Source organism: Teichococcus aestuarii (genome assembly GCF_003116135.1).
Taxonomy (GTDB): Bacteria; Pseudomonadota; Alphaproteobacteria; order Acetobacterales; family Acetobacteraceae; genus Pseudoroseomonas; species Pseudoroseomonas aestuarii.
Genome location: NZ_PDOA01000033.1, coordinates 1 through 22,722 on the forward strand (window position 1 = coordinate 1; position 22,722 = coordinate 22,722).

Consider the following 22,722-nt stretch of genomic DNA (forward strand, 5'->3'; position numbering starts at 1 on the left):
CTGTCGGGTAGCGCCGCCGCTCAAACGCTGCCTGCCGGGCACGGTGTTCCTTGGTCCACATCCAGCCCATCTGGCCACGCAGGGACGCCCAAACACCTCACCACCAGCATTCTCAAACAGGCAGTAAAACCGATGGAACCGGTAGCTGCCGGCGAAAAGCGGCCTTGCCATGCCGATTCCCATCTTCGCCGAGAGACCTCACCGGCAGACCTGCAAGGCTGCGTCTGACGGGCTCATTTTGGTATGTCTCACTCGTAAGTTGTCATAATTATCATTCTGAGGCGAATAGTGACCTGATAAAGACAGGCTCCGGTCAAACCCGAGCAAGATGGCATCAAAATCCAGACTCCAGGCGCACCTGCATCCCCGTTCAAGGAGAGTTTGTGCCGCAGGGCATACACGCAGAAAAGGTCTCCCCCCGTCCGCCGAAGGGAGGCCGTTTATGGCGTCCGGACCTAAGACATGATAATCAAAGGTTATCATCTTCATGATGGCGCCCCGCGCTGCGCGGAATCTGCTTTATGGCTTCGAAGAGGGCTTTTTCTGTGCAGGCGGCTCGCCAGTCCAGTCGTCCGTGATCTGGGCCTGAGCCTCGGAGATCCTGTTCAGGTCTTCTGGCGAGGGAGGCTTCTGGATGTAGCCTTCGCTCGCCTGCTCAGCCGTGTGGTGCGCCTTGGGTCCTTCGGGAGCGTGGTCGGCCATTTCATCCTCCTATCGCCTCTGCCTCCCTAGAACGCCGGAACACTGAGGCTGTTCCAGGAGCCGTCGGATTTAGGATCATCGCTTCCGACATTGTCTGCCGATGCTTGACGCTGGCCAAAGTCCACCTGGCTGTTCTCGAGCTTCAGCCGTGAGGACGTGGACAGCGTTCCCAGAGGTGCTTCGAGGGCGGCCGACCTATACCGGCCTCTCTGGCAGCCTCACATGGCGGAACGCTCAGGCGCCCAATTCCTGCTCAAGGGCCAAGCTGGCAAGGCGTGCGGTCGCAAGAAGGCGGTCCGCGCCATGACCTTCCCGCGCCATGGTGGAAAGGCCGACCATGAGCGTGACGACATAATCGGTCAGGCGCTCCGCAGCCTCCGGATGCGTCGCGGCGATGAACTGGCGAATGGTGTCCGCGGCGGTGGTGCTCAGGGCGCGGGCGGCATTGCGTGCCTCGGGGTCCTTGCAGCGGGCGCCTTCGATGACGAGGCAGCCGGCAGCGGCCGGGTCCGCGCCGTAGCGGCGGGCGCAGCTCTCCAGCACCGCCGAAAGGGCCTCCGCCAGGGGTCGCCCGGGACGCAGGATCTCGGCCAGGGGGATGCCCTCGGTACCGGTGTAGCGACAAAGGGTGCGGGCGTAGAGGGCGGCCTTGCTGCCGAAGGCGGCGTAGAAGCTGGGCGGATTGATGCCGAGCGCTTCGGTGATGTCGGCAACGCTGACGGCGTCGTAGCCCTGGGTGTGGAAGAGGCGCTGGGCGATGGCAACGGCCTGCTCCGGGTCGAAGCGGCGCGGACGGCCCCGGGGGCGCGATATATTTGTAGTCACCCTTACAGAATCTCCTTGACCAAACATCCTCCCTTAGAATTATGTAGTCACAACTACATTCAATCTCAAGGAGATCCGCGTGGGCGGTTTCAAAGGAAAGTCCGTTCTGGTGCTCGGTGGTAGCCGGGGTATCGGGGCGGCGATCGTGCAGCGATTTGCAGCGGATGGCGCCACGGTGACCTTTACCTATGCCGGGTCGCGTGAGGCGGCGGAACGGCTGGCAGCCGAGACGGGCAGCACGGCGGTGGTGACGGACAGCGCCGACCGGGACGCGGTGATCGCGCGGGTGCGGGACAGCGGGCCGCTGGACGTGCTGGTGGTGAATGCGGGCGTGGGCGCCTTCGGCGATCCCCTGGAGCAGGATCCGGACGCGGTGGACCGGCTGATCCGCATCAACGTGGCCGCCCCCTACCATGCGGCGGTCGAGGCGGCACGGCGGATGCCGGAAGGCGGGCGGATCATCGTGATCGGCTCCGTGAACGGCGACCGGATTCCCTTTCCGGGCCTCAGCGCCTACGCCATGAGCAAGTCGGCGCTGCAAGGCATGGCGCGGGGGCTGGCACGTGACTTCGGGCCGAGGGGGATCACGGTCAATGTCGTGCAGCCCGGGCCCATCGACACCGACATGAACCCGGCGGACGGGCCGATGAAGGACATCCAGCACGCCGTCATGGCCATCAAGCGCCATGGGCGGCCCGAGGACGTGGCAGGGATGGTGGCCTGGCTGGCAGGGCCGGAGGCGGGCTTCGTGACGGGTGCGATGCACACGATCGATGGCGGCTTCGGCGCCTGAGACGGCGGAACCCGGGGCGGCCGAGCTTCGCCGCCCCGGCCATCTTCCGCCCGGGCAGCCCGCGCCGAGGCCGCCTGGGCATGTCCGCTTCCCATCCGGCCCGGTTCGTTCATGGACCGAGGCGCGGGTCTCCTTGCAAGGAGCCGGTTGGCCACTTGGATGCCCGGGAGGGGCGCCTCGCCGCCATCGCGGCGAAAGCAGGCCGGCAGCCTGACGAGCACGCTGCGCGCGGATCATCGAGAAAACGACCTTCCAACCATCCAGGCCTGGCGCGCCTGATTGACGTCTCGAGCGCCTCACGGCCCGGCCAATGGCCGGCCAGCCGCCTTGCGGCCCCAGTCATAGGCGCGCAGGTGATCCAGAAAGGCCCGCATCGCCGCACCGGTATGCCGCCGGTTGGGGTAGTAGAGAAACCAGCAGGGCAATTCCGGGCCCCAATCCCGCAGCACCTCGACGAGATCGCCGCGCTCCAGGCATTCGCCCACATAATCCTCGAAGACATGCGCGATGCCCTGGCCGGCAAGGGCCGCCTGCATTTCCTGGTGCGCCGAGCCGAGCGTCAGGCGCCCCTGGGGCGTGAGGTCGATGGCCTCGCCATCCTTCGCGAAGCGCCAGGTGGCAAGGCTCCCGCCGGGAAAGCGGCGGCGTATGCAATCATGCCGGACAAGGTCGTGCGGCGTGGCGGGCGTGCCCCGGCGCGCGAGATAGCCGGGCGAGGCGACGATGGCGTAGCGGAGCGGCGGGCCGAGCGGCACAGCAATCATGTCCTTCTCGACCTGCCTGCCGAAGCGCACCCCCGCGTCGAAACCGCCGGCGACGATATCGACGATCGCCGCGTCGCTGACGATCTCGACCCTGACTTCGGGATAGGCCTGCATGAAGCCGAAGGCCAGCGGGCACAGGATGTGGTCGGCGGCCGGCCCGGGGGCGTTGATGCGCACCGTGCCGGAGGGGTTCTCCCGCAACTGATCAAGATCGGCGACCGCCTGCCTGATCTCGCCCAGGGCCGGCGCGAGGCGCTCCAGCAGGCGTTCGCCGGCCTCGGTCGGAAAGACGCTCCGCGTTGTCCTGTTCAGCAGGCGGATGCCGAGTGCCTTCTCGAGCGAGGCGACGGTCTGGCTGAGGGCCGATGACGACACCCCCCGCTCGGCCGCCGCCGCGCGGAAGCCGCCGCACCGGACGACCGCCGCGAAGGCGTCCAGGCTGTCCAGGCGACAGGGCTGCATTGCGAAGTCCTGCTTATCGGGCCGCGCAGTTTTGCACCGGTTTTCCAGACAGTCCAGGCGGCGCATCTGAGGCCGGACAGCCCGCCGCGATGGCTGCGGAGACATGGATCGCCGGACCCTCCCCAGGCTCCGCCCGTGTCCCGCCCTGGCGGGCGGCGTGACGGGAAGGAGGTCTGGGATGCACAACGTCATCGGCTTGCCGCGCAGGGCGGCGCTCGCGCTTGGCACGGCGGCCTTGCTGGCGGGAGGCGCACGGAGCCGCCCCGTCGCCGCGCAGGGCACCGTGCTGCCGCCGGCCGGCAATGCCGGCCACTACCGCTTCCAGGTCGGCGGCATCGCCGCGACCGTGCTGAGCGACGGGCTGATCGGCGGCCCCCCCCGGATCTACGCCATCGACGCGCCGGATGACGAGTTGCAGGAGGCCCTGCGGCGCGCCTTCCTGCCGGCCGATCATCTGGCGCTGAACCTGAACACCCTGCTGATCGAGACAGGCGGCCGGCGCATCCTGCTGGAGGCGGGCGCCGGGCAGACCATGGGGCCGAATGGCGGCCGGCTCTTCGCCAACCTGGCGGCCATCGGGCTGTCGCCCGAGGATATCGACGCGGTGGTGGTCTCGCACACCCATCCCGATCATGTCGGCAACCTCCGCACGGCGGAGGGCGGCAGGGCGTTCCCGCGCGCCACGGTCTTCGCGCCGCGGGCCGACTGGGCGTTCTTCGTCCGGGGCGAGCCGGACCTGTCCTACATGCCCGTGCCGGAGGATTTCCGCCGCCGCTTCGCCGCCGCCATCCGGCGCAGCGTCGAGCCCGTGGCGCGGGAGGTGGAGCTCTACGAGGGCGGGGCCGAGATCCTGCCCGGCCTCGCCACCATCGCGGCTCCCGGCCACACGCCCGGCATGGCGGCCTTCCTGGTCCATTCGGGGCGTGACCAGCTCCTGCTGACGGCGGACCTCGCCTACCACCCGGTGGTGAATGTGGACCGCCCCTGGCGGCCCGGCCCGGACCGTGACCCCGCCGCCGCCCTGGCCGCCCGGCGCAGCCTGTTCGACCGGGCGGCCGCCGACCGCATTCCCGTGCTCGGCTTCCACTTTCCCTTCCCCGGCATCGGCCGGCTGCTGAAGACGGACACGGGCTATGCCTGGGTCCCGGCCAGCTGGCGGTTCTGACGGACGGCGCAGGAGAGACGCTCCCATGACCCATGACGCCTCCCGCGCCGGCCGGCGCGGCTTCCTCGGGGCCACGGCCTTCGGCGCGGCCCTGGCCGGCGCGCCCCGCGCCCACGCCCAGGCCAGGGATGGCGCGTCACCCATGGCCGCCGCCGCGGACCCGGTGATCACGCGCCGGATCGGCCGGACCGGCCAGACCGTGACGGCGCTCGGCCTCGGCACCTTCCTGACCTACGACCTGATGCCGGGCGACCGGCGGGACGGGCTGCGCGAGGTGCTCCGGCGCTACGTCGCCGGCGGTGGCCGCCTGATCGACACCTCGCCGCTCTACGGCTCGGCCGAGGTGAACGCCGGTGCCTTCCTCGCCGGCCTGCCCGAGGCGGCGGAGGTCTTCGTCGCCAACAAGATCTGGTCGACCGGCGCATTCCTCGGCGATGAGAGCCATGCGCTGGCGAGCCTGGAGCAGTCCCGCCTCCGCCTCTGGCGCGCCACGATCGACCTGATGCAGTGCCACAGCCTCGTCAACGCGCCGGTCATCCTCCCCCTGCTGCAGGCCTGGAAGCGCGAGGGGCTGATCCGCCATGTCGGCGTCACCCACCACGAGACCGCGGCCCAGGAGGAGCTGGCGCGGATCGTCGAGGGGGGCGGGGTGGATGTCGTGCAGACGAACTACTCGATCTTCTCCCGCGGCGCGGAGAGCCGGCTGCTGCCGGCCGCGGCCGAGCGCGGCGTCGGGGTGCTGGTGAACCTGCCGCTGGAGAAGGCCCGGCTGATGCGGGTGGTGGAAGGCCGCCCCCTGCCGGCCTTCGCGCGGGAATTCGGCGCGACGAGCTGGGCGCAGTTCTTCCTCAAATGGGCGATGGGCCATCCGGCCGTGACCTGCGTGCTCTGCGGCACCGCCGATCCGGAGCACGCCGCCGACAATGCGCAGGCGCTGCGGGGGCCGCTGCCGGACCAGGCGATGCGCCGCCGCATGGTCGCCCATATGGAGACGATCCCCGGCTTCGGCGATGTCGGCCGGATGCCGTGGTATCCGGGCAAGGAGGGGATGTACCAGGGGCTCATCCGGGCCTCCCAGGCCCGCGCCAGGGCCCGGCTGCTGCCGTGAGGCGAGCCCCGGCGCGCCGCCGGGCTCAGCCGCGGGGCGGTGCCGGCGGATGACCGGGCTGCACCCGCATCCCGTCCAGGAAGACATCGACCAGCCGCATCACCTGCGCCTGCCAGCCCGGCCCCTCGTGCAGGTAGCAGAGGCCGATCACCGTCCGCAGCAGATCCTCCGCGCCGATGTCGCGCCGGATCTCCCCGGCCTCGGCCGCCGGGCGCAGCAGCGTCCCGATCGCCTCGTAGAGCCGGGCGGAGGTGTAGGCCATCAGCTCGGGCGGCTTGTGCGCGGCGAGGGCCAGCGCCGCGGCCATGCCCTTCTTGGTGCCGACGAACTCCACCAGCGCCTCGATCCAGCGGCGCAGCCCCGCCAGGGGCGGCAATTCGGCCGAGAGCTGGCGTGCCAGTTCCGCCAGCTGCTCCACCTCACGCCGGTAGAGCGCCTCGTACAGCGCCTCCCGGGTGGGGAAGTGGCGGTAGAGCGTGCCGATGCCGACGCCGGCCTGCCGCGCCACGCCCTCCAGCCCTGCTTCCGTGCCGCCCCGGCTGAACACCGCCTTCGCCGCCTCCAGCACGCGCTCGCGGTTGCGGATCGCATCGGCGCGTGGCTTGCGCGGCCGGCTGGGCTGGTCGGTCATGGTCGGCTCCGATCTCCTCTTCAATAAACGGAGTATGCCTCCGTTTAGTCTTGCAGGCGGAGGCGTACTCCGCTTATGCCACTCTGGCAGCCGACTGGACAGGCCCGCCGGCCCGCCCGGAAGCGCCCCCCCATCGGAGGCTCCGCATGAGCTACACGATCACGCTCACCATCAACCGCGTGCCCCGCACCCTCGAGCTGGACGATCCGCGAATCACCCTGCTGGACCTGCTGCGCGAGCGGCTGGACCTTCCCGGCACCAAGAAGGGCTGCGACCGCGGCCAGTGCGGCGCCTGCACCATCCTGCTGGACGGCCGCCGCGTGAATGCCTGCCTGGCGCTGGCCCTCAGCCATGACGGCGCCGAGATCCTGACCATCGAGGGGCTGGCGGAGGGCGAGGCGCTGCACCCGATGCAGCAGGCCTTCATCGCCCATGACGCCTTCCAGTGCGGCTTCTGCACGCCGGGGCAGATCATGAGCGCCATCGGCCTCGTCGGCGAGGGCCAGACCGGCGCCGACCCCGAGCGGGTGCGGGAGGGCATGAGCGGCAATCTCTGCCGCTGCGGCGCCTATCGCGGCATCACCGAGGCGGTGGTGGAGGCGGCGCGGGCCATGGCGGCGGACGGGCAGGGGAGGGCGGCATGAACCGCTTCGAATATGTTCGGCCGCGCAGCGTGGCCGAGGCCGTCGCCGCCGGCGCGGTTCCGGGCAGCGCCTACCTCGCCGCCGGCACCAACCTGCTCGACCTGATGAAGATCGGCGTCGCGCGGCCGGGCCGGCTGGTCGACCTGAACCACCTGCCGGGCCTTGATGGCATCGAGCACCAGGCGGATGGCGCGGTACGGATCGGCGCCCAGGTGCGCAACGCCGATCTGGCGCATGATCCCGGCTTCCGCCGGCGCTTTCCGGCCGTGGCGGAGGCCCTGCTCTCGGGCGCCTCGGCACAGCTGCGCAACGCGGCGACGGTCGGCGGCAACCTGTTGCAGCGCACCCGTTGCGCCTGGTTCCAGGACACGGCCAGCGCCTGCAACCGGCGCGATCCCGGCAGCGGCTGCGATGCGCGCGGCGGCGAGAACCGGCTGCACGCCGTGCTGGGCTGGAGCGAGCACTGCATCGCCACCCACCCCTCCGATTTCTGCGTGCCGCTGGCTGCGCTCGACGCGGTGGTGGAGGTCGAGGGGCCGACGGGCCGGCGCGAGATCGCGCTGCGCGACTTCCACCTTCTGCCCGGCACCACGCCGGAGCGGGAGAGCGTGCTGGCGCCGGGCGAATTGGTGGTCGCGCTCCGGCTGCCCGCCGAGGCGGCCGGCTTTGCCGCGCATGCCCGCTACGCCAAGCTGCGCGAGCGCACCTCCTACGCCTTCGCCGTGGTCTCGGCCGCCGCGGCCCTAAGGATCGTCGATGGCCGCATCGTCGCGGCGCGGCTGGCGCTCGGCGGCGTCGCGGCGAAGCCGTGGCGGGCGGAGGAAGCGGAGGCGGCCCTGGCCGGCGCCGCGCCGGAGGCCGCGGCCTTCCGCCGCGCGGCGGAAGCCGCCCTCGCGGCGGCGCGCCCCTCGGGCGACAACGCGTTCAAGATCGAGCTGGCGCGGCGCATCGCCGTCCGCGCCCTCACCCTGGCCGCCGCCGGCACCCCGGAGCGGCTGCCGGCGCTGCCGGCTTCTCCCTTCGCCCCCCTTTCCGGAGGTCGCCATGTCTGAGACACGCCAGATGCGGCATGGCTCCAGCATCGGCCAGCCCGTCACCCGCCGCGACGGCCTGCTGAAGGTCACCGGCCAGGCCCGCTTCGCCGCCGACAACCACCCCGCCGGCCTGCTCCACGCCGTGCTGGCGGTCAGCCGCATCGCGCGCGGCCGGGTGGCGGCGCTCGACCTCCCGGCGGCGCGGGCGCATCCCGGCGTGGTGGAGGTGATGGTCACGGCCAACCGTCTGGCGCTGGCGCTGCACCCGGACGACAAATCCGTGCCCTTCTCCTTCAAGCTGGACCTGCTGCAGGACGACCGCGTGCGCTATGCCGGCCAGCCCATCGCCGTGGTGATCGCGGCGACGCTGGAAGCCGCGACCGAGGCGGCCGCGCTGCTTGCCCCGCGCTACGAGGCCGGGCCTGTGGAGGTCACGCTGGACGCCCCGGGCGGCTATGTGCCGGAGAGCGTCGGCGTCGGCGACCCCGGCGAGATGCGGCACGGCGATGTCGAGGCCGGGCTGCGGGCGGCGGCGCGGCGGATCGAGGCCACCTATGAGACGCCGCTGCAGTTCCACAACGCGATGGAGCCGCATGGCGTCGTCGCCGCCTGGGAAGGCGATGCGCTGTCGCTCGACATGCCGACGCAGGGCCTGGCGCTGACGCGGATGCGCCTGGCCGCGCTGCTCGGCATCCGGGCGGAGGACATCCACATCCGCAGCCCCTTCATCGGCGGCGGCTTCGGGTCGAAGCTGCTGTCCGGGCCGCAGGTGCTGGGCATCCTGGCGGCGCGGCTCGTCGGGCGCCCGGTGAAGCTGGTGCTGACGCGCGCGCAGATGTACGGCCCCGTCACCCACCGTTCGCCGACCCGTCAGACGCTGCGCCTCGGCGCCGCGCGGGATGGCGCGCTGACCGCCATCCACCACCATGTGCGCACCGCGACCAGCCGCCACGACGATTTCCTGGAGCCTTCCGCCGGCGTCAGCCACACGCTCTACGCCGCGCCGGCGATCGCGACGACCAACGAGGCGGTGCGGCTGGACACCGGCACGCCCGGCTTCATGCGCGCGCCCGGCGAGGCGAGCGGCAGCATCGCGCTGGAAAGCGCCATCGACGAGATGGCCCATGCCTGCGGCATGGACCCGCTGGAGTTCCGCCTGCGGAACTATGCCGAGGTGGAGCCGGTCTCCGGCAAGCCCTTCTCCTCCAAGGCGCTGCGCGAATGCTACGCGGAGGGCGCGGCGCGCTTCGGCTGGGCCGGCCGCCCGCTGGCGCCGCGGCAGATGCGCGACGAGGACGGGCTGCTGGTCGGCTGGGGCGTCGGCACGGCAACCTTCCCGGCGATCATGTTCCAGGCCGAGGCGCGGGCCGTGCTGCGGCGGGACGGCACGGGGCTGGTGGAATCCGGCACGCACGACATGGGCCAGGGCGCCTGGACCGCCTTCGCGCAGATCGGCGCCGACAGCCTGGGCCTCGATCTCGACCGGCTGGAGTTCCGCGCCGGGCACTCCGACCTGCCGAATGCCGGCATCGCCGGCGGCTCCGGCCACACCGCGACGGCCGGCGGCGCGATCCATGCGGCGGGCGCGCAGGCCATCGCGCGGCTGACGGAGATCGCCGTGGCGGACCCGCGCTCGCCGCTCTTCGGCGCCGGCAATGTCGGCGTCGTCGCGCGCGGCGGCCGGCTGCTGCGGCGGGACGACGAGAGCCGCGGCGAGGCCTATGCCGACATCCTCGCCCGCGCCGGTCTCGACAGCGTCGAGGGGCGCGGCAGCGCCGCGGCGGACCCGGCCGCGGCGGAGCGCTATGCGATGCACGCGCATGGCGCGGTGTTCGCCGAGGTGAAGGTGGACCCCGAGCTCGGGCAGATCCGCGCCACGCGCCTCGTCGGCGCCTTCGCGGCCGGCCGCATCATCAACCCCCGGCTGGTGCGCAGCCAGTATTACGGCGGCATGATCTGGGGCCTGTCCTTCGCCCTGCATGAGCGCGCCGCGATGGACCCGCGAACGGGGCGGGTGATGAATGCCGATCTGGCCGAGTACCACGTGCCGGTGAATGCCGACGTCCCATCCGTCGAGGCGATCCTGGTGGAGGAGCAGGACCCGCATGTGAACGCATTGGGCATCAAGGGCGTCGGCGAGATCGGCATCACCGGCACCGCCGGCGCGATCGCCAATGCTATCTGGCACGCGACGGGCACCCGCATCCGGCGGTTCCCTGTCGCCATTGAGGAGCTCGGCCGCTAGCGCCGCAGGCTCGCGGGCCTTCAGGCCCGCGCGCCGCGCCTCAGGCGCCGCGCGCAGCCTGCCGCACGAGGCTCGGCAACAGCCTGGGCTGGCTGAACTCCACCCCCGTCAGCCTGCGGGAGACCTCCCAGAGGCGGATCATCGCGCGGACGTCGAGCGACGCCTCGGGGGGCTTGGCGGCCGCCGGATGGCCCCGCGTCTCGCCCAGCCGGCCCGGGCCGTAATAGCCGCCACTCCTGGCCTCGGCGGCCGTCGCCGCGAACAGGGCCGGCAGCGCGCCCTGGGCGGGTGGCTGGAACAGGAACCACAACAGGGACCGCGCGAGGCCCTGCAGGCTGTACCGGCCCGGCGCGTTGTGCAGGAGGTCGGTCCGCGAGATCCCGGGATGCGCGGCGAGGCTCGTCACGCCCCACCCTGCCGCGTTGCTGCGGCGCTGCAGTTCGAAGGCGAACAGCAGGCAGGCGAGCTTGGACTGGCTGTAGGCGCGCATGGGCCGGTAGTCGCGTTCGGCCTGCAGGTCGTCGAAGTCGATCGCGCCACGCCGCGCGGCGATGCTCGAGAGCGTCACCACGCGCGGCGCCGCGCTTCGCCGGAGCAGCGGCAGCAGATGGGCGGTCAGCGCGAAATGGCCGAGATGGTTGGTGCCGAACTGCAGCTCGAAGCCGTCCGCCGTGGTCTGGCGGCGCGGCGGCGTCATCACCCCGGCATTGTTGACGAGGATGTCGATCGCCGCATGGGCGGCGTTGAGGCGTTCGCCGCAGGCGGCGATCGAGGCGAGGTCGGCGAGATCCACCTCCTCGAAGGCCAGGGCGGCATCCGGCACCGCGTGCCTGATCCGCGCGACGGCCTCGGCGCCCCGCGCCGGGTTGCGCCCGGCGATGATCACCCGGCTCCCGGCCCGCGCGAGCGCCAGAGCGGTCTCGAAGCCAAGGCCGCCGGTTCCCGTCACCACGGCGGTGCGGCCGCGCTGCGAGGGGATGTCCTTGTTCGTCCAGTGCGTGGTCATGGTTGGTCCTGGCTGGCGTGTCGGGTGCTGTGGTCCGGCGGGCGGTGCCTTGCCATGGCCCTAGGCGGCATGGCCTGGCAGGAGGCTGCGGGTGCGCCGGGTGCCGATCGTCTCGGTGACGGCGAGCGGCAGCGCGCGCAGCCGCCGGCCCGTGGCGGCGTGGATGGCGTTGGCGATGGCGGCGGCGACGGGAACGACGCCGGGCTCCCCCGCGCCGCCGGGCGGCAGGCCGCTCGGCAGGATCTCGACGGTCACGCCCGGGGCGTTGGCGAGACGCTGCAGGGGGAAGTCGTGGAAGTTCGACTCCACCACCGCGCCGGCATCGAGGGTGAGGGCGCTCATCATCGCCGTGGTGGCGCCGAACAGGATGCCGCCCTCCATCTGCGCGGCCACGGCATCGGGGTTGACCACCGTGCCGACATCGGCGGCGCAGAAGACATGGTCGACCCGGACCTCGCCATCCGCCGCCACGGTGACCTCGGCCACCTGCGCCACCACGCTCTCATAGGCGGCCTCGAGCGCGATGCCGCGCCCGCGCCCGGGCGCCATCGGCCGGCCCCATCCGGCCATCGCCGCGACGCGGTCCAGCACGGCGCGGTGACGGGGGCTCGCGCGCAGCAGGGCGCGCCGGTAGGCCAGCGGGTCCTGGCCCGCCGCCAGGGCGCATTCGTCGATGAAGGATTCGGTGAAGAAGGTGTTGAAGGAATAGCCGTTGGAGCGCCAGACGCCGACCGGCAGGTGGCTCGGCACATGGCGGCTGCGGACGCGCCGGGCGGGAAAGGCGTAGTAGGCCTTCTCCAGCCCTTCCACGGTGAAGCGGTCGCCCACCGGGCTGCCGCCCTGGCCGAATGGCAGGGTGCGGCTGGCCGCGGATTGCTGCACCGCCTGCGCGGCGACCAGCGCGTCATAGGCGGCGGGCAAGCCGTCAGGCCCGAGGGCGGCGCGCAGCCGGGCGGCGGCGTGGCTGCGGAACACGCCGCGGCCGATATCCTCCTCGCGCGACCACATCAGCTTGACCGGGCGCCCGCGGTGCCGCGCCGCCAGGAAGGCGGCCTGCGCCACCACGTCCAGCTCGCCGCGCCGGCCGAAGGCGCCGCCAGTCATGGTGACATGGCAGGCGACCGAGGCCGGCTCGACGCCAGCCCAGCCGGCGCCGCGATTGACGCCCCAGCGCATGGTGAGCGGCGATTGCGAGGAGCACCAGGCCTCGGCCGTGCCGTCCTCGCGGATCAGCACGGTCGCGTTCATCGGCTCCATGCAGGCATGGGCGACGAAGGGCACGGTGTAGCTGGCCTTGACCAGCGGCGCCGCGCCGGGGCCGAACGCCGCCTCCACCGCGCCCTCCCGCAGATGCTCATGCGCCCTCTCATCGCCGAGCGCGGCTTGCAGGGCGGCGGCCAGCGTCGCGCTGCTGGCGCGGTCCGCCGCCGTTTCCGTCCAGGCGATGTCGAGCTGCGCGGCGGCCGTCTCGGCCGCCCACCAGGAGGTGGCGACCACCGCGACGCCGCGCCCGTCGATCACGGCCAGGTCGAGGATGCCGGGCCGGGCGCGCACCGCCGCCGCGTTGCGCAGGCGCGCGACGGCCGCGCCGAACACCGGCGCCTGGCGGATTGCCGCGTGCAGCAGGCCGGGCAGCACCACATCGGCGCCGAACACCGGCTCGCCGCGCACCTTGGCCGGCAGGTCGAGGCGGGGCTGCGACCGGCCGATCAGCCGCCAGGCGGAGGCCGGGCGCAGGGCCGGGTCCGGCGGCGGGGCGAATGCCGTGGCATCGCGCGCGAGGGCACCATAGGCGATGCTGCGGCCCGTGGCGGGGTGGCGGACGAAGCCCTCGGCCGTCGTCAGCGCGCCGGCCGGCACGCCGAGCCGTGCGGCGGCGGCCGCGACCAGCATGTGGCGCGCCGCGGCGCCGGCACGGCGCATCGGCACCCACAGCCCCATCGTCGAGGTGGAGCCGGCCGTGTTCATCAGCGGCAGCACGCTGAGCGCGCGGCTCGCCGCCCACATCAGGGGGCCGCGCATCGCCTCGGGGCGGGTGCGGAGCGGCGCGCCGGCATTGGCGTAGACCGGCAGCTGCTCGACCGGGTGCTCGACGCGGATGCGGCCATCGAAGGGGATGTCCAGCTCCTCCGCCACCAGCATGGCGAGGCCGGTGTGGATGCCCTGGCCCATCTCGGTCCGGGGCGCCTGGATCACCACGCGGCCATCCTCGTGGAGGGCGACGAAGGCGTTGAGCACGGCGCGGTCGCCGTCGATATGAGGGTCCGGGCCGTCCATGTCGACGAAGGCGAGGTAGCCGGTGCCGGCGGCGGCGGCGGCCAGGACGGTGCCGCCGAGCGCGGCGCCCCCCAGCAGGGCGGCACGGCGGGAGAGGAGGCGGGCCATGGCGCGCCCCTCAGCCCTGGCCAGGCGCCGCGGCGGCGCGGTGGATGGCGCGGCGGATGCGCGGATAGGTGCCGCAGCGGCAGACATTGTCGATGAAGGCGTCGATCTCGGCATCGGTCGGCCGGGGCGTGCGCGCCAGCAGCGCCGTGGCGGCGATGAGGAAGCCCGGCTGGCAGAAGCCGCATTGCGGCACCTGCTCGTCGATCCAGGCTTGCTGCAGCGCGGAGAGGCCGTCCTCCGGCCCGCCCAGGCCCTCCACCGTCACCACGGCGGCGCCGGCGGCTTCGGCGAGCGGGGTGACGCAGGAGGGCACCGACTGGCCGTCGAGCAGGACGCGGCAGGCGCCGCACTGGGCGACGCCGCAGCCGTATTTCGGGCCGAGCAGGCCCAGCTCCTCGCGCAGCACCCAGAGCAGGGGCTTGTCCGGGGCGGCGTCCACCCGCACGGGGCGGCCATTGACGATGAGGGAGATCATGCTGTCCTCCGGATTCCGTTGTGCTGGCCGCGTGCCGCCGCTCATCCGCGCGGCGCCGCAGGGAGGCCCGTGGCGGGCCTGTCCTGCGCCGGGGGGCGGGGCTGGCGCTGGCGGATGCGGTAGACCGAGGCGGGCGGGACATTGGCCAGCGTCCCGCCGATGCGGATGGCCTTCAGCCCCAGCCGGTCCAGCAGGATGCGCGGGATGGGGCAGGCGGGCCCGTAGGTGAACTGATAGAAGGCGCCGGCCGGATGCATCTTGCCGAAGGCGCCCTCCAGGATGGCGATCACCTTGCGCGGCTTCATGGAGAGCACGGGCAGCCCGCTGACGACGGCGCCGGCAGGGCGGCCGCCGAACAGCTCCACGCCCTGCAGGCGCCGGGCGTCCATCCAGAGGGTGTGGGCCCTGGGATAGCGGCGGCGCAGCGTCACCGCGAACTCCGAGCCGAACTCGACCAGCGCCAGATCCTCCTCGCGCACGCCGCGCGCCAGCAGGGCGCGGGTGAAGGCGCCGGTGCCGGGGCCCAGCTCGATCACCGGGCCGGTCCCGGCGGTGATCTCGGAGGTGATGACCTGCGCCAGCGCCTGCCCCGAGGGCATGACCGCCGCAACGCGCAATGGATCGAGGAGCCAGGCCCGGAAGAAGCTGTAGGTCTCGCTCACGGCGGCGAAGCTCATGGGATGCGGTCCTCGAGGGGAAGCAGGACAGGGTGCGGCGGGCGGCGGCGCCGGAGGCGCCAGGCGAGCAGGAGGGCGGCGCCCTCCGCCGCCAGCAGGATCAGCAGGAGCTGGAGCGCGAGGAGGGAGGCGTTGGCCCCGGCGGAGCGCTGCGCGGCCAGGTAGCCGAGGCCGACGAAGAAGGCGCTCCAGACGATGACGCCCGCCGTGGTGGCCAGGAGGAAGGCGCGAAACCCGTGGCCAAGCAGGCCGGCGATCAGCGGCGCCAGCAGCCGGATGGTTGGCACGAGCTGCGCGGCGAAGGCGATCGCGCCTTGTTGGCGGCGGTAGCCCTGCACCCAGCGGTCCAGCCGTGCGGCGGGCAGGCCGGCCAGACGGGCGCCCCGGTGCAGCAGGGCGAGCGCGCGGGCCTCCCCCAGCGCGGCCGCGAGGCCGTAGGATGCGAGGCATCCGGCCACGCCGCCGGAGGCCACGGCGGAGAGGGCGAGCGGCACCGGCCACAGGCCATCTCCGGCGCCGATGCCGACCGCCACCAGCAGGCCGTAGGAGGGCATGATGGGGACGAGCCGCTCCGACGCCGCGGCGGCGAACAGGCCGGCGAAGCCGAGCGGGGCCGCCCATGCGACGAGGCTGCCGAGCGGATCCATGGTCAGCGGCCACCGGTGCCGGCGGCCGGCAGCGGGGCGGCGAGCGCCGCGCCGCCCGCCTCGCCGGCCGGGCTCCGCGTCTTGCCGGCCTGACGGTGGATCCTGGCGATGTGGCCGTCGCGCCAGCCGGGCCAGATCGGGGGCAGGGGAACCGCCCTGCCGGAGGGGCCTGCAGCGCCGGCAGGGCGGGTCCGGCCGGACGGAGGGCAGGGAAGGGAAGAGGCCAAGGCGGTGCTCCTGGTTGCCAGGAGCGAGACTAGGGAGCCTGTGCCTCCCCATGATGTGCGGTGTTTGACAGCATCCACACCATGTTTCAGCACAGACACAATCAGCATAAAAACCGGTCATAAGCCGCGCCATGCCCGGTGGTAGAAGAGGGACATGACACCGATGCCCCACGTTCTGGTTGTGGACGACGACGAGGACATCCTGATGCTGCTGACGCAGTTCCTTCAGAACCACGCCTGTCGCGTCTCGCTGGCGCGGAGCGGCGCGGAGATGCTGGCGGCGCTGGAGGAGAAGGGCGTCGACGTCATCGTCCTCGACGTCATGCTGCCGGACGAGAGCGGCTTCGAGCTCTGCCGCAAGGTGCGCATGGCCTCGGCCATACCCGTCATCATGCTCACCGCGGTGAGCGACCATTTGGAGCGCGTCGTCGGCCTCGAGATCGGCGCCGACGACTACATCACCAAGCCCTTCAACGCGCGTGAGCTGCTGGCGCGGATCAAGGCCGTGCTGCGCCGCGCGGAGGCCAGCACCGCGCCGAAGCCGGCAGACCCCCACCCCATGCTGAGCTTCGGCCGATGGCGCCTGGATATCAGGCGGCGCGAGCTGCGCCTGGACGACAACACGCTGATCCCGCTCTCGGGCGGTGAGTTCGACCTGCTCCTGGCCTTCGCCGAGAAGCCGCAGCGCGTGCTGACGCGGGACATGCTGATGGACCTGGCGCATGGCGAGAACCACGCCGCCTTCGACCGCAGCATCGACGTGCAGGTCAGCCGCCTCCGCCGCAAGCTCGAGGCCGATCCGAAGAGCCCGGAGCTGATCCGCACGGTGCGCAACGGCGGCTACATCCTCATGGCCCCGGTGACGCGCTCATGATCGCGCGGCTGTGGATGCGGGACACGATCACGCGCCGTTTCGTCCTGACGATCTTCGTCGTCCTGGCGGCGACGGTCGCGATGAACGGCGCCTTCGTCACGCTTTCCGGCGTCTGGGGTCAGCCTTCCTTCGAGAAGAGCGGCCTCCCGGAGGCGGCCGCGGCGACGGTGCGGATCATCGAGTCCCAGCCACCCGAGCAGCGCGCCGCCCTGGCCCGCTCGGCCGGGACGCGCCTCTACGACGTCGCCTGGCACGCGGCGCCGCTGGTCGAGCCAAGCGCCGCCCAGCAGGACAGCTACATCGCCGGGCGGGACCGGCTGCGGGCGCTGCTCGAGGATCCTTCGCGGGCCATCCTGTTCCTCCACAGCGGGCATCCCGCCATCGAGGGAGGCGCCCTGGCCGCGGAGTTCATGCGGCGCGGCCAGCTTTATTTCGTGAGTGTCGCGCTGCGAGACGGCAGCTGGATCACCTTCTCCGCCGCCGAGCGGAGCTGGGGCATCGCCACTCCGCTGCGCGGCGTGCTGATCGTCCTGTTCGCCGCCGCCTCGATCCTGGGCTGCTCGGCCGCGGCCGCCTGCTCCCTGGCCTCTCCCGTGGCGCAGCTGGCCGGGGCAGTCCGCCGCTTCGGCGTCGATCCACGGGCGCCGGACATTCCCGTGAGCGGCCCGGTCGAAATCCGCGAGACGATCGTCGCCTTCAATGCCATGCAGGGGCAGATCCGGCGCTTCGTCGAGGACCGCACCACCATGCTGGCCGCGATCTCGCACGACCTGCGCACGCCGCTGACGCGCATGCGGCTGCGCGCCGAGTTCATCGGCGATGCCGTGCAGCAGCAGAAGCTGTTCCGCGATGTCGACGAAATGCGCAACATGGTGGATTCGGCCCTGTCGTTCTTTCGCGATGATGCCGGGCAGGAGCCGGCGACGAGCTTCGACCTGCCCGAGCTCATCAAGACCATCATCGACGACTATGGCGACCAGGGCATTCGCATCGACTACACGGGACCGCACCACGCGCGGTGGACAGGCCGGCCCCGCGCGCTGCGGCGGGTGTTCGAGAACCTCATCGAGAACGCCCTGAAACACGCGACGCCGCCTGCCATCGCGCTGCGGATCACGGATCGCGGGGCCGAGCTGACGGTGCGCGACCGGGGGCCGGGCGTCGATCCGGACAAGCTGGAGCAGGTGTTCATGCCCTTCCACCGGCTCAGCAAGGCCCGCAATCCCTCGACCGGCGGCATGGGGCTGGGCCTGACCTCGGCCCGCAGCATCATCCGCGCCCATGGCGGCGACCTCACGCTGCGCAACCTTGCCGCCGGCGGCCTCGAGGCGATTGTCGCGCTGCCCGGCCTGTCCTTCGAGGAAGCCTGAGGCGGCGTGGGCGAGCCCGGCCCGCGAGGGCGCTGGCTTCAGCAGAGACCCGGGAATTACAGTGCCCGGAAGAACCGCAACCCGGGTGGAGCAGTGCAGCGGGCCAGGATCACCATGTGCACATCGCCACCACGGGCCACGGCCACGGACCGCGTGGTGGACCCGGGGTGGAGGCGCTGAGCAACGCCGGACTCGAGGACTGGCTGTTGAGCGGATACGGCGACGCGCAGCACGCTATCGGTCCGTGCCGCATGGGCGCCACTGACGATCCACGCATGATGGTGGACACGGAGTGCCGCGTGTTGGGCTGCACAGGCCCATGCCTGGCCGACGCCTCCATTATGCCGGAGGTGCCAAGCGCGAGCACCCGCCCGACACGCGTGGCGATCGCCGAGCGCATGGCCGGAAGGCCGGGAGCGGCGGCATGAGCGGCGTCATCGCGAAGAACCTGGCCCTTGCAAGCGCCGCTCGAATCAGCAGCATTGGGGCCAACGGTGAAAGCCGCGTATCGTGGCTGACCCGCAGCCCTTGAAGGAGGCTTTCATGCGTCGTCGTTCACTGCTGCAGGGGATGGCCATCTCCACCGCCGCCCTTGCCGCTCCGGCCCTGGCGCAGGGGCAGTCCCGCACCCTGCGCTTCATCCCGCAGATCGACCTTGCCTTCCTCGACCCGCATTGGACCACGGCCAATGTGACGCGCAACCACGGCTTCATGGTGTTCGACACCCTCTACGGGTTGGACCCGAACGATGTGCCCTATCCGCAGATGGCGGAAGGCCATGTGGTGGAGGATGACGGTCGGCGCTGGACGATCCGCCTGCGCGAGGGGCTGCTGTTCCACGACGGCACGCCGGTGCTGGCGCGGGACTGCGTGGCGAGCATCCGCCGCTGGGGCGCGCGCGACGCCTTCGGCGGCGCCCTGATGCGGGTGAGCGAGGAAATTGCCGCCCCCGACGACCGCACCATCGTCTTCCGCCTGAGGAAGCCCTTCCCCCTGCTGGCGGACGCGCTGGCCAAGACCACGGCCATGATGCCGGCCATCATGCCGGAGCGGATCGCGCGCACCGACCCTGGCACACAGATCACCGAGATCATCGGCAGCGGTCCCTTCCGCTACGTGCAGGAGGAACGGCTGCAGGGCGCGCGCAATGTCTATGCCCGCTTCGACGGCTACCGGCCGCGGGAGGGCGGGCCAGCGCTCGGCACCGCCGGACCCAAGGTCGCGCATTACGACCGCGTGGTCTGGACCACCATCCCGGATGCCTCGACCGCCGCCGGCGCGCTGATGACCGGCGAGCATGACTGGTGGGAGCAGGTGGCGCACGACCTGAAGCCCATGCTGGCGCGCAGCCGCAGCATCCGGCTGCGGGTGCAGGAGGAGACGGGCACCCTCGGCATGCTGCGGCCGAACTGCACCCAGGCCCCCTTCAACAACCCGGCCATCCGCCGTGCCCTCATGGGTGCCATCGACCAGGCCGCCTACATGCAGGCCATCGTCGGCAACGACAGCGCCAGCTACCACGTGCCCACTGGCTTCTTCTGCCCCGGCACGCCGATGGCCAGCGAGGTCGGGCTCGACCCGCTCCGCAAGCCGCTCAGCGACGAGGCGGTGAAGCGTGACATCCTCGCCGCCGGCTACAACGGCGAGAAGGTCGTGCTGCTGGTGCCGACCGACTACGTGACGATCAAGGCGCTGGGCGATGTCGCGGCCGACATGTTGCGGCGGGTCGGCGTCAACGTCGATTACGTCGCGACCGACTGGGGTTCGATGCTGCAGCGCCGGAACAACCGCGGTCCGGTGGAGGCCGGCGGCTGGAGCCTGTTCGCCACAAGCTGGACGGGAACCGACCTGCTCAACCCGGCGACGCATGTGGGCGTGCGTGGCAATGGCACGGCAGGCTATGCCGGCTGGTACGAGAGTGCCCGGCTGGAGAGCCTCTACAACGACTGGTTCGATGCGCCGGACCTTGCGGGCCGCCAGGCCGTCTGCCGGGACATCCAGCGCGTGTGCATGGAGGAAGTGCCCTACTACCCCCTCGGCCAGTTCAAGCAGCAGACCGCGACGCGCGGGTTGCAGGGCTTGCAATCCGGCTTCACCAAGTTCTGGGGCGTGCAGCCAGGCTGACCCGGCGGTGCCGGGGATCCCTGCACCCACCGCCTAAGGCATTGAATCCCTGGCTCCTGGCGGCTGCTGCCGTGGGGTGCTTCGCTCGCCGTGGCCGATGCACGGGGAGCGAGGCAGGGGCGGGCGCAGACCGGATAGGCAGATCTCCCGGATGCCCTCGCCGGGTGCCGACGAGAGCGCTGCGCGGATACCGGTGTTGATGCATGATCGTGACGGCCTTAACAACGGCTCGAGGACGTGACATTGCGCGCGCCACTGGGAGAACTGCCATGACTGCGATCACGACGGCCCCGGCCGAGGCCGGCGAGGTTCAGCTTGACCGCGACATCTTCCTGCGGCGCCTCCTGCGTGAGCTGGCGGGCACGCTGCAGGAGATCGTCGGCCTCGAGGAGGCTTCCGGCTACATCAGTGTCGTCGGTGCTGCCATGGGAGAGCACATCGACGCGGAGTACCGCCGCGCCCTCGCCGTCGAGCGCCTCTCCCGCACGCAGGTGGCCGCGGTGCTGGTCGACCTCAAGCAGCGCATCCGCGGCGATTTCTTCGTCATCGAGGAGACGGAGGACCGCCTGGTGCTCGGCAACCGCGCCTGCCCCTTTGGCGACTTCGTCCTGGGCCGCCCCTCGCTCTGCATGATGACATCGAACGTCTTCGGTTCCATCGCAGCGGAGAATTTGGGCTATGCCGGAGTCGAGCTCGAGCGCACCATTGCCCAGGGCCATGCCGGGTGCCGGGTGGTCGTCCACCTCCGGCCCTCCGCGCAGGCCCAGCCGGGTCTCCGCGAGTATTTCCGCCGTGACCATGCCAGCGCCTGACGAGGGCGCCGCGCGCGCCCTGCAGGCCCTGTCTGAGCCGGCGCTCCTCGTCGGCACACCAGGGCGGATCTTCTTCGCCAACCGCGCAGCCCTCGCGCGCCTGGGCCCAGGCGTCCAGGCCGGCGGGGATCTTCTTGTGCTCTGCCCCGGCGCCGAGGCCGGGTCGGCCCTCCGGCATTACCTGCTCCGCTGCTCCGGGTCGCGAAGCGCCCTCCCCGGCGCGGCGGATCTGCGAGACTCGGCTGGGCAGATGGTGCGCTTCCGGTGCGAGGCCGGGCTGCTGATTCCTGCCGAGGAGGGCGAGACGCCGCTCCTGCTCCTGCGCCTTTCGGAGGCGGACAGGCGCTTCTCCGTGCTCACGCGCAAGATCCGCGAGCTCAATGAGGAGATCATGGAGCGCCGCCGCGCGCAGATCCTGCTTGAACAGGCACTCGGCGAGCGTGACCTGCTGTTGCGGGAACTGCACCACCGGGTGAAAAACAACATCCACATGCTCTCGGGCATGCTCTCGGCAGCGCGGCGCGAGGCCGGCGCGCCGGAGGCGGCTGCGGCGCTGGAGGAGGCCTCTCGCCGACTGGCGGCTGTCGGGGCGGTGCACCAGATGCTCTACCAGGGCTCGAACTTCCAAGGCGTGCCTGGGGAAGAGTTCGTCGCAAAGATCGCCACTATGGTGGCAGAGGCATCGGGCACGCGTGGGTGCCTGGTGGTCGAGGCGGAGCCGGTCGGGATCGGGAACGACGCAGCCATTCCCCTCGCGCTTGTCCTGAACGAACTCGTGGCGAACGCAGTCAAGCACGGGGCCCGCACCAATGGCACGCCGGGCCGGATCTGGGTCGGCCTGTCCGCAGCGCCCGATGACAGTGTCGAACTCTGGGTCGAGGACGAGGGGCCAGGCTTCGAGCCGGCCGCCGGCGTGGTCAGGCGGGCTTCCGGCCTCGGCCTGGTACGCGGCCTCGCGCGTCAGATCGGCGGGACCTTCTCGGTTGGGCGTAGCCGGGCCGGGGGTGCGCGCTGCGTGGTACGCTTCCAAGGCCAGTCCGCGTCGGCGGCGGAAGGCAAGGCATGACCGCGCTGACATGGCACGCCGCGTCTGCCTCCAGGCGCTGCCTTCCGGGCCTGCCTTCCGCCAGATGGCCGTCCCCGCTTCACGTGCAGGACGAGGGCTGCCTGGGGGCGGGCGCGCCGTCCCGTGGCCGGGTGCTGGTGGTGGAGGACGAGTACTTCGTCGCGCTCTACGCCGAGGATGCATTGGCCTCCGCCGGCTTTGAGGTGGTCGGGGTCGCGGCAACGGCCGAGGAGGCGGTGGAGATCGCCCGGGCCGAGCGCCCCGACCTCGTGCTGATGGATATTCGACTGACGGGCGCGCGCGACGGAATCTCCGCTGCGGCGGAGATCCGCAGCAGCCTCGGCATCCCCAGCCTGTTCGCGACCGCACACTCCGATGCAGCCACCCGGGCCCGAGGCGAGGGAGCAGCGGCACCCCTCGGCTGGCTGACAAAGCCCTATACGCCAACCGAGATCGCCGCGGCCGTTGCTGCAGCGTTGACCAAGCTGCGTGGGTAGGATGGTGAGGACACCTGATCCGGTTCTGTTTCGAGCGCCGGATCAGGACCTGCAAGGATCTGACTGCCTGTTTGAGAATGCTGGTGGTGAGGTGTTTGGGCGTCCCTGCGTGGCCAGATGGGCTGGATGTGGACCAAGGAACACCGTGCCCGGCAGGCAGCGTTTGAGCGGCGGCGCTACCCGACAGAT

Annotated in this window: 23 protein-coding genes; 14 read left to right on the forward strand and 9 right to left on the reverse strand. The window is 71.7% G+C overall.

Translation table 11 applies throughout. The features are described 5' to 3' along the window. Positions 1-228: hypothetical protein (locus CR165_RS25490; protein WP_219929837.1), on the forward strand; the 228-nt coding region annotated here is incomplete at its 5' end. A gap of 291 nt (positions 229-519) precedes the next feature. On the opposite strand, the gene CR165_RS24720 is transcribed toward CR165_RS25490, so the two are convergent. Both CR165_RS24720 and CR165_RS22745 read right to left on the reverse strand, forming a co-directional pair. After that, the gene (locus CR165_RS24720; protein ID WP_146202015.1) at positions 520-702 is read right to left on the reverse strand and encodes a hypothetical protein; all 183 of its coding nucleotides are present in this window, start codon (positions 700-702) and stop codon (positions 520-522) included. A gap of 234 nt (positions 703-936) precedes the next feature. Continuing rightward, on the reverse strand, positions 937-1,527 hold the full coding sequence (locus tag CR165_RS22745; RefSeq protein WP_219929838.1) for a TetR/AcrR family transcriptional regulator: 591 nt from the start codon (positions 1,525-1,527) through the stop codon (positions 937-939). Between the two features lie 79 nt (positions 1,528-1,606). Here CR165_RS22745 and bdcA point away from each other — a divergent pair, with 79 nt between their 5' ends. Continuing rightward, a complete protein-coding gene (bdcA, locus tag CR165_RS22750) occupies positions 1,607-2,320 on the forward strand; it encodes an SDR family oxidoreductase (RefSeq protein ID WP_109519196.1) in 714 nt (237 codons plus the stop codon). A 296-nt stretch (positions 2,321-2,616) separates the two neighbouring features. Here bdcA and CR165_RS22755 read toward each other — a convergent pair whose 3' ends face one another. Beyond that, entirely contained in the window at positions 2,617-3,612 is a 996-nt protein-coding gene (locus tag CR165_RS22755; RefSeq protein ID WP_367604298.1) for a LysR family transcriptional regulator, read from the reverse strand. 112 nt (positions 3,613-3,724) lie between these two features. Between CR165_RS22755 and CR165_RS22760 the strand changes: the two genes are divergently transcribed. Beyond that, positions 3,725-4,711 (forward strand): MBL fold metallo-hydrolase, encoded by a 987-nt coding sequence (locus CR165_RS22760; protein ID WP_109519198.1) that lies wholly within the window; start codon positions 3,725-3,727, stop codon positions 4,709-4,711. Between the two features lie 25 nt (positions 4,712-4,736). Next, positions 4,737-5,819, forward strand: a complete 1,083-nt coding sequence (locus CR165_RS22765) for an aldo/keto reductase (protein ID WP_109519199.1) — start codon at positions 4,737-4,739, stop codon at positions 5,817-5,819. A gap of 25 nt (positions 5,820-5,844) precedes the next feature. Here the strand turns inward: CR165_RS22765 and CR165_RS22770 are convergent, their stop codons facing one another. Beyond that, complete coding sequence (locus CR165_RS22770; protein WP_109519200.1) at positions 5,845-6,450, reverse strand: TetR/AcrR family transcriptional regulator; 606 nt, start codon at positions 6,448-6,450, stop codon at positions 5,845-5,847. A 146-nt stretch (positions 6,451-6,596) separates the two neighbouring features. On the opposite strand from CR165_RS22770, the gene CR165_RS22775 reads away from it, so the two are divergent. From CR165_RS22775 to CR165_RS22785, 3 genes are read left to right on the forward strand one after another with little or no spacing between them, the layout of a single operon-like run. Then, positions 6,597-7,094, forward strand: coding sequence for a (2Fe-2S)-binding protein (locus tag CR165_RS22775; RefSeq protein WP_109519201.1), 498 nt, complete (start codon positions 6,597-6,599; stop codon positions 7,092-7,094). Next, positions 7,091-8,146 (forward strand): FAD binding domain-containing protein, encoded by a 1,056-nt coding sequence (locus CR165_RS22780; protein ID WP_109519202.1) that lies wholly within the window; start codon positions 7,091-7,093, stop codon positions 8,144-8,146. The genes CR165_RS22775 and CR165_RS22780 overlap by 4 nt, the downstream gene beginning before the upstream one ends. Beyond that, positions 8,139-10,373, forward strand: a complete 2,235-nt coding sequence (locus CR165_RS22785) for a xanthine dehydrogenase family protein molybdopterin-binding subunit (protein WP_109519203.1) — start codon at positions 8,139-8,141, stop codon at positions 10,371-10,373. The genes CR165_RS22780 and CR165_RS22785 overlap by 8 nt, the downstream gene beginning before the upstream one ends. 40 nt (positions 10,374-10,413) lie before the next feature. Here CR165_RS22785 and CR165_RS22790 read toward each other — a convergent pair whose 3' ends face one another. Genes CR165_RS22790 through CR165_RS24725 form a run of 5 tightly spaced genes read right to left on the reverse strand, consistent with a single transcriptional unit; the run spans position 10,414 to position 15,563 of the window. Then, positions 10,414-11,379 carry an SDR family oxidoreductase gene (locus tag CR165_RS22790; protein ID WP_109519204.1) on the reverse strand — a complete coding sequence of 322 codons (966 nt, stop codon included), beginning with the start codon at positions 11,377-11,379 and terminating at the stop codon, positions 10,414-10,416. 60 nt (positions 11,380-11,439) lie between these two features. Then, positions 11,440-13,764, reverse strand: a complete 2,325-nt coding sequence (locus CR165_RS22795) for a xanthine dehydrogenase family protein molybdopterin-binding subunit (RefSeq protein ID WP_109519205.1) — start codon at positions 13,762-13,764, stop codon at positions 11,440-11,442. 10 nt (positions 13,765-13,774) lie between these two features. Next, on the reverse strand, positions 13,775-14,239 hold the full coding sequence (locus tag CR165_RS22800) for a (2Fe-2S)-binding protein (protein WP_109519206.1): 465 nt from the start codon (positions 14,237-14,239) through the stop codon (positions 13,775-13,777). A 41-nt stretch (positions 14,240-14,280) separates the two neighbouring features. Next, positions 14,281-14,916, reverse strand: coding sequence for a class I SAM-dependent methyltransferase (locus tag CR165_RS22805; RefSeq protein WP_219929839.1), 636 nt, complete (start codon positions 14,914-14,916; stop codon positions 14,281-14,283). Beyond that, positions 14,913-15,563, reverse strand: coding sequence for a DedA family protein (locus CR165_RS24725; RefSeq protein ID WP_146202016.1), 651 nt, complete (start codon positions 15,561-15,563; stop codon positions 14,913-14,915). Before CR165_RS24725 ends, CR165_RS22805 begins: the two co-directional genes overlap by 4 nt. 381 nt (positions 15,564-15,944) lie before the next feature. On the opposite strand from CR165_RS24725, the gene CR165_RS22815 reads away from it, so the two are divergent. The 7 genes from CR165_RS22815 to CR165_RS22845 all read left to right on the forward strand — a co-directional run bounded on the left by CR165_RS22815 (position 15,945) and on the right by CR165_RS22845 (position 22,533). Then, on the forward strand, positions 15,945-16,664 hold the full coding sequence (locus CR165_RS22815; RefSeq protein WP_109519208.1) for a response regulator: 720 nt from the start codon (positions 15,945-15,947) through the stop codon (positions 16,662-16,664). Then, on the forward strand, positions 16,661-18,034 hold the full coding sequence (locus tag CR165_RS22820) for a sensor histidine kinase (protein ID WP_109519209.1): 1,374 nt from the start codon (positions 16,661-16,663) through the stop codon (positions 18,032-18,034). Before CR165_RS22815 ends, CR165_RS22820 begins: the two co-directional genes overlap by 4 nt. A 116-nt stretch (positions 18,035-18,150) precedes the next feature. Beyond that, positions 18,151-18,462 carry a GMC oxidoreductase gene (locus tag CR165_RS22825; RefSeq protein WP_219929840.1) on the forward strand — a complete coding sequence of 104 codons (312 nt, stop codon included), beginning with the start codon at positions 18,151-18,153 and terminating at the stop codon, positions 18,460-18,462. 115 nt (positions 18,463-18,577) lie between these two features. Next, positions 18,578-20,158: an ABC transporter substrate-binding protein gene (locus CR165_RS22830; protein ID WP_109519210.1), complete on the forward strand. Its 1,581-nt coding sequence runs from the start codon at positions 18,578-18,580 to the stop codon at positions 20,156-20,158. A 269-nt stretch (positions 20,159-20,427) separates the two neighbouring features. Then, on the forward strand, positions 20,428-20,970 hold the full coding sequence (locus CR165_RS22835; protein ID WP_109519211.1) for a methanogen output domain 1-containing protein: 543 nt from the start codon (positions 20,428-20,430) through the stop codon (positions 20,968-20,970). Beyond that, positions 20,957-22,036 carry a sensor histidine kinase gene (locus tag CR165_RS22840; protein ID WP_245906703.1) on the forward strand — a complete coding sequence of 360 codons (1,080 nt, stop codon included), beginning with the start codon at positions 20,957-20,959 and terminating at the stop codon, positions 22,034-22,036. The genes CR165_RS22835 and CR165_RS22840 overlap by 14 nt, the downstream gene beginning before the upstream one ends. Next, a complete protein-coding gene (locus tag CR165_RS22845) occupies positions 22,033-22,533 on the forward strand; it encodes a response regulator (protein WP_109519213.1) in 501 nt (166 codons plus the stop codon). The genes CR165_RS22840 and CR165_RS22845 overlap by 4 nt, the downstream gene beginning before the upstream one ends. Positions 22,534-22,722 lie beyond the last annotated feature (189 nt).

Bases quoted from the DNA above. Each gene is read 5' to 3' on its own strand.
- CR165_RS22780 (WP_109519202.1), top strand. From the start codon at position 7,091: ATGAACCGCTTCGAATATGTTCGGCCGCGCAGCGTGGCCGAGGCCGTC.
- CR165_RS22755 (WP_367604298.1), bottom strand. From the start codon at position 3,612: ATGCGCCGCCTGGACTGTCTGGAAAACCGGTGCAAAACTGCGCGGCCC.
- CR165_RS22835 (WP_109519211.1), top strand. From the start codon at position 20,428: ATGACTGCGATCACGACGGCCCCGGCCGAGGCCGGCGAGGTTCAGCTT.
- CR165_RS22840 (WP_245906703.1), top strand. From the start codon at position 20,957: ATGCCAGCGCCTGACGAGGGCGCCGCGCGCGCCCTGCAGGCCCTGTCT.
- CR165_RS22845 (WP_109519213.1), top strand. From the start codon at position 22,033: ATGACCGCGCTGACATGGCACGCCGCGTCTGCCTCCAGGCGCTGCCTT.
- CR165_RS22820 (WP_109519209.1), top strand. From the start codon at position 16,661: ATGATCGCGCGGCTGTGGATGCGGGACACGATCACGCGCCGTTTCGTC.
- CR165_RS22795 (WP_109519205.1), bottom strand. From the start codon at position 13,764: ATGGCCCGCCTCCTCTCCCGCCGTGCCGCCCTGCTGGGGGGCGCCGCG.
- CR165_RS22800 (WP_109519206.1), bottom strand. From the start codon at position 14,239: ATGATCTCCCTCATCGTCAATGGCCGCCCCGTGCGGGTGGACGCCGCC.
- CR165_RS22805 (WP_219929839.1), bottom strand. From the start codon at position 14,916: ATGAGCTTCGCCGCCGTGAGCGAGACCTACAGCTTCTTCCGGGCCTGG.
- CR165_RS22830 (WP_109519210.1), top strand. From the start codon at position 18,578: ATGCGTCGTCGTTCACTGCTGCAGGGGATGGCCATCTCCACCGCCGCC.
- CR165_RS22815 (WP_109519208.1), top strand. From the start codon at position 15,945: ATGACACCGATGCCCCACGTTCTGGTTGTGGACGACGACGAGGACATC.
- CR165_RS24725 (WP_146202016.1), bottom strand. From the start codon at position 15,563: ATGGATCCGCTCGGCAGCCTCGTCGCATGGGCGGCCCCGCTCGGCTTC.
- CR165_RS22790 (WP_109519204.1), bottom strand. From the start codon at position 11,379: ATGACCACGCACTGGACGAACAAGGACATCCCCTCGCAGCGCGGCCGC.
- CR165_RS22770 (WP_109519200.1), bottom strand. From the start codon at position 6,450: ATGACCGACCAGCCCAGCCGGCCGCGCAAGCCACGCGCCGATGCGATC.
- CR165_RS22765 (WP_109519199.1), top strand. From the start codon at position 4,737: ATGACCCATGACGCCTCCCGCGCCGGCCGGCGCGGCTTCCTCGGGGCC.
- CR165_RS22785 (WP_109519203.1), top strand. From the start codon at position 8,139: ATGTCTGAGACACGCCAGATGCGGCATGGCTCCAGCATCGGCCAGCCC.
- CR165_RS24720 (WP_146202015.1), bottom strand. From the start codon at position 702: ATGGCCGACCACGCTCCCGAAGGACCCAAGGCGCACCACACGGCTGAG.
- CR165_RS22760 (WP_109519198.1), top strand. From the start codon at position 3,725: ATGCACAACGTCATCGGCTTGCCGCGCAGGGCGGCGCTCGCGCTTGGC.
- CR165_RS22775 (WP_109519201.1), top strand. From the start codon at position 6,597: ATGAGCTACACGATCACGCTCACCATCAACCGCGTGCCCCGCACCCTC.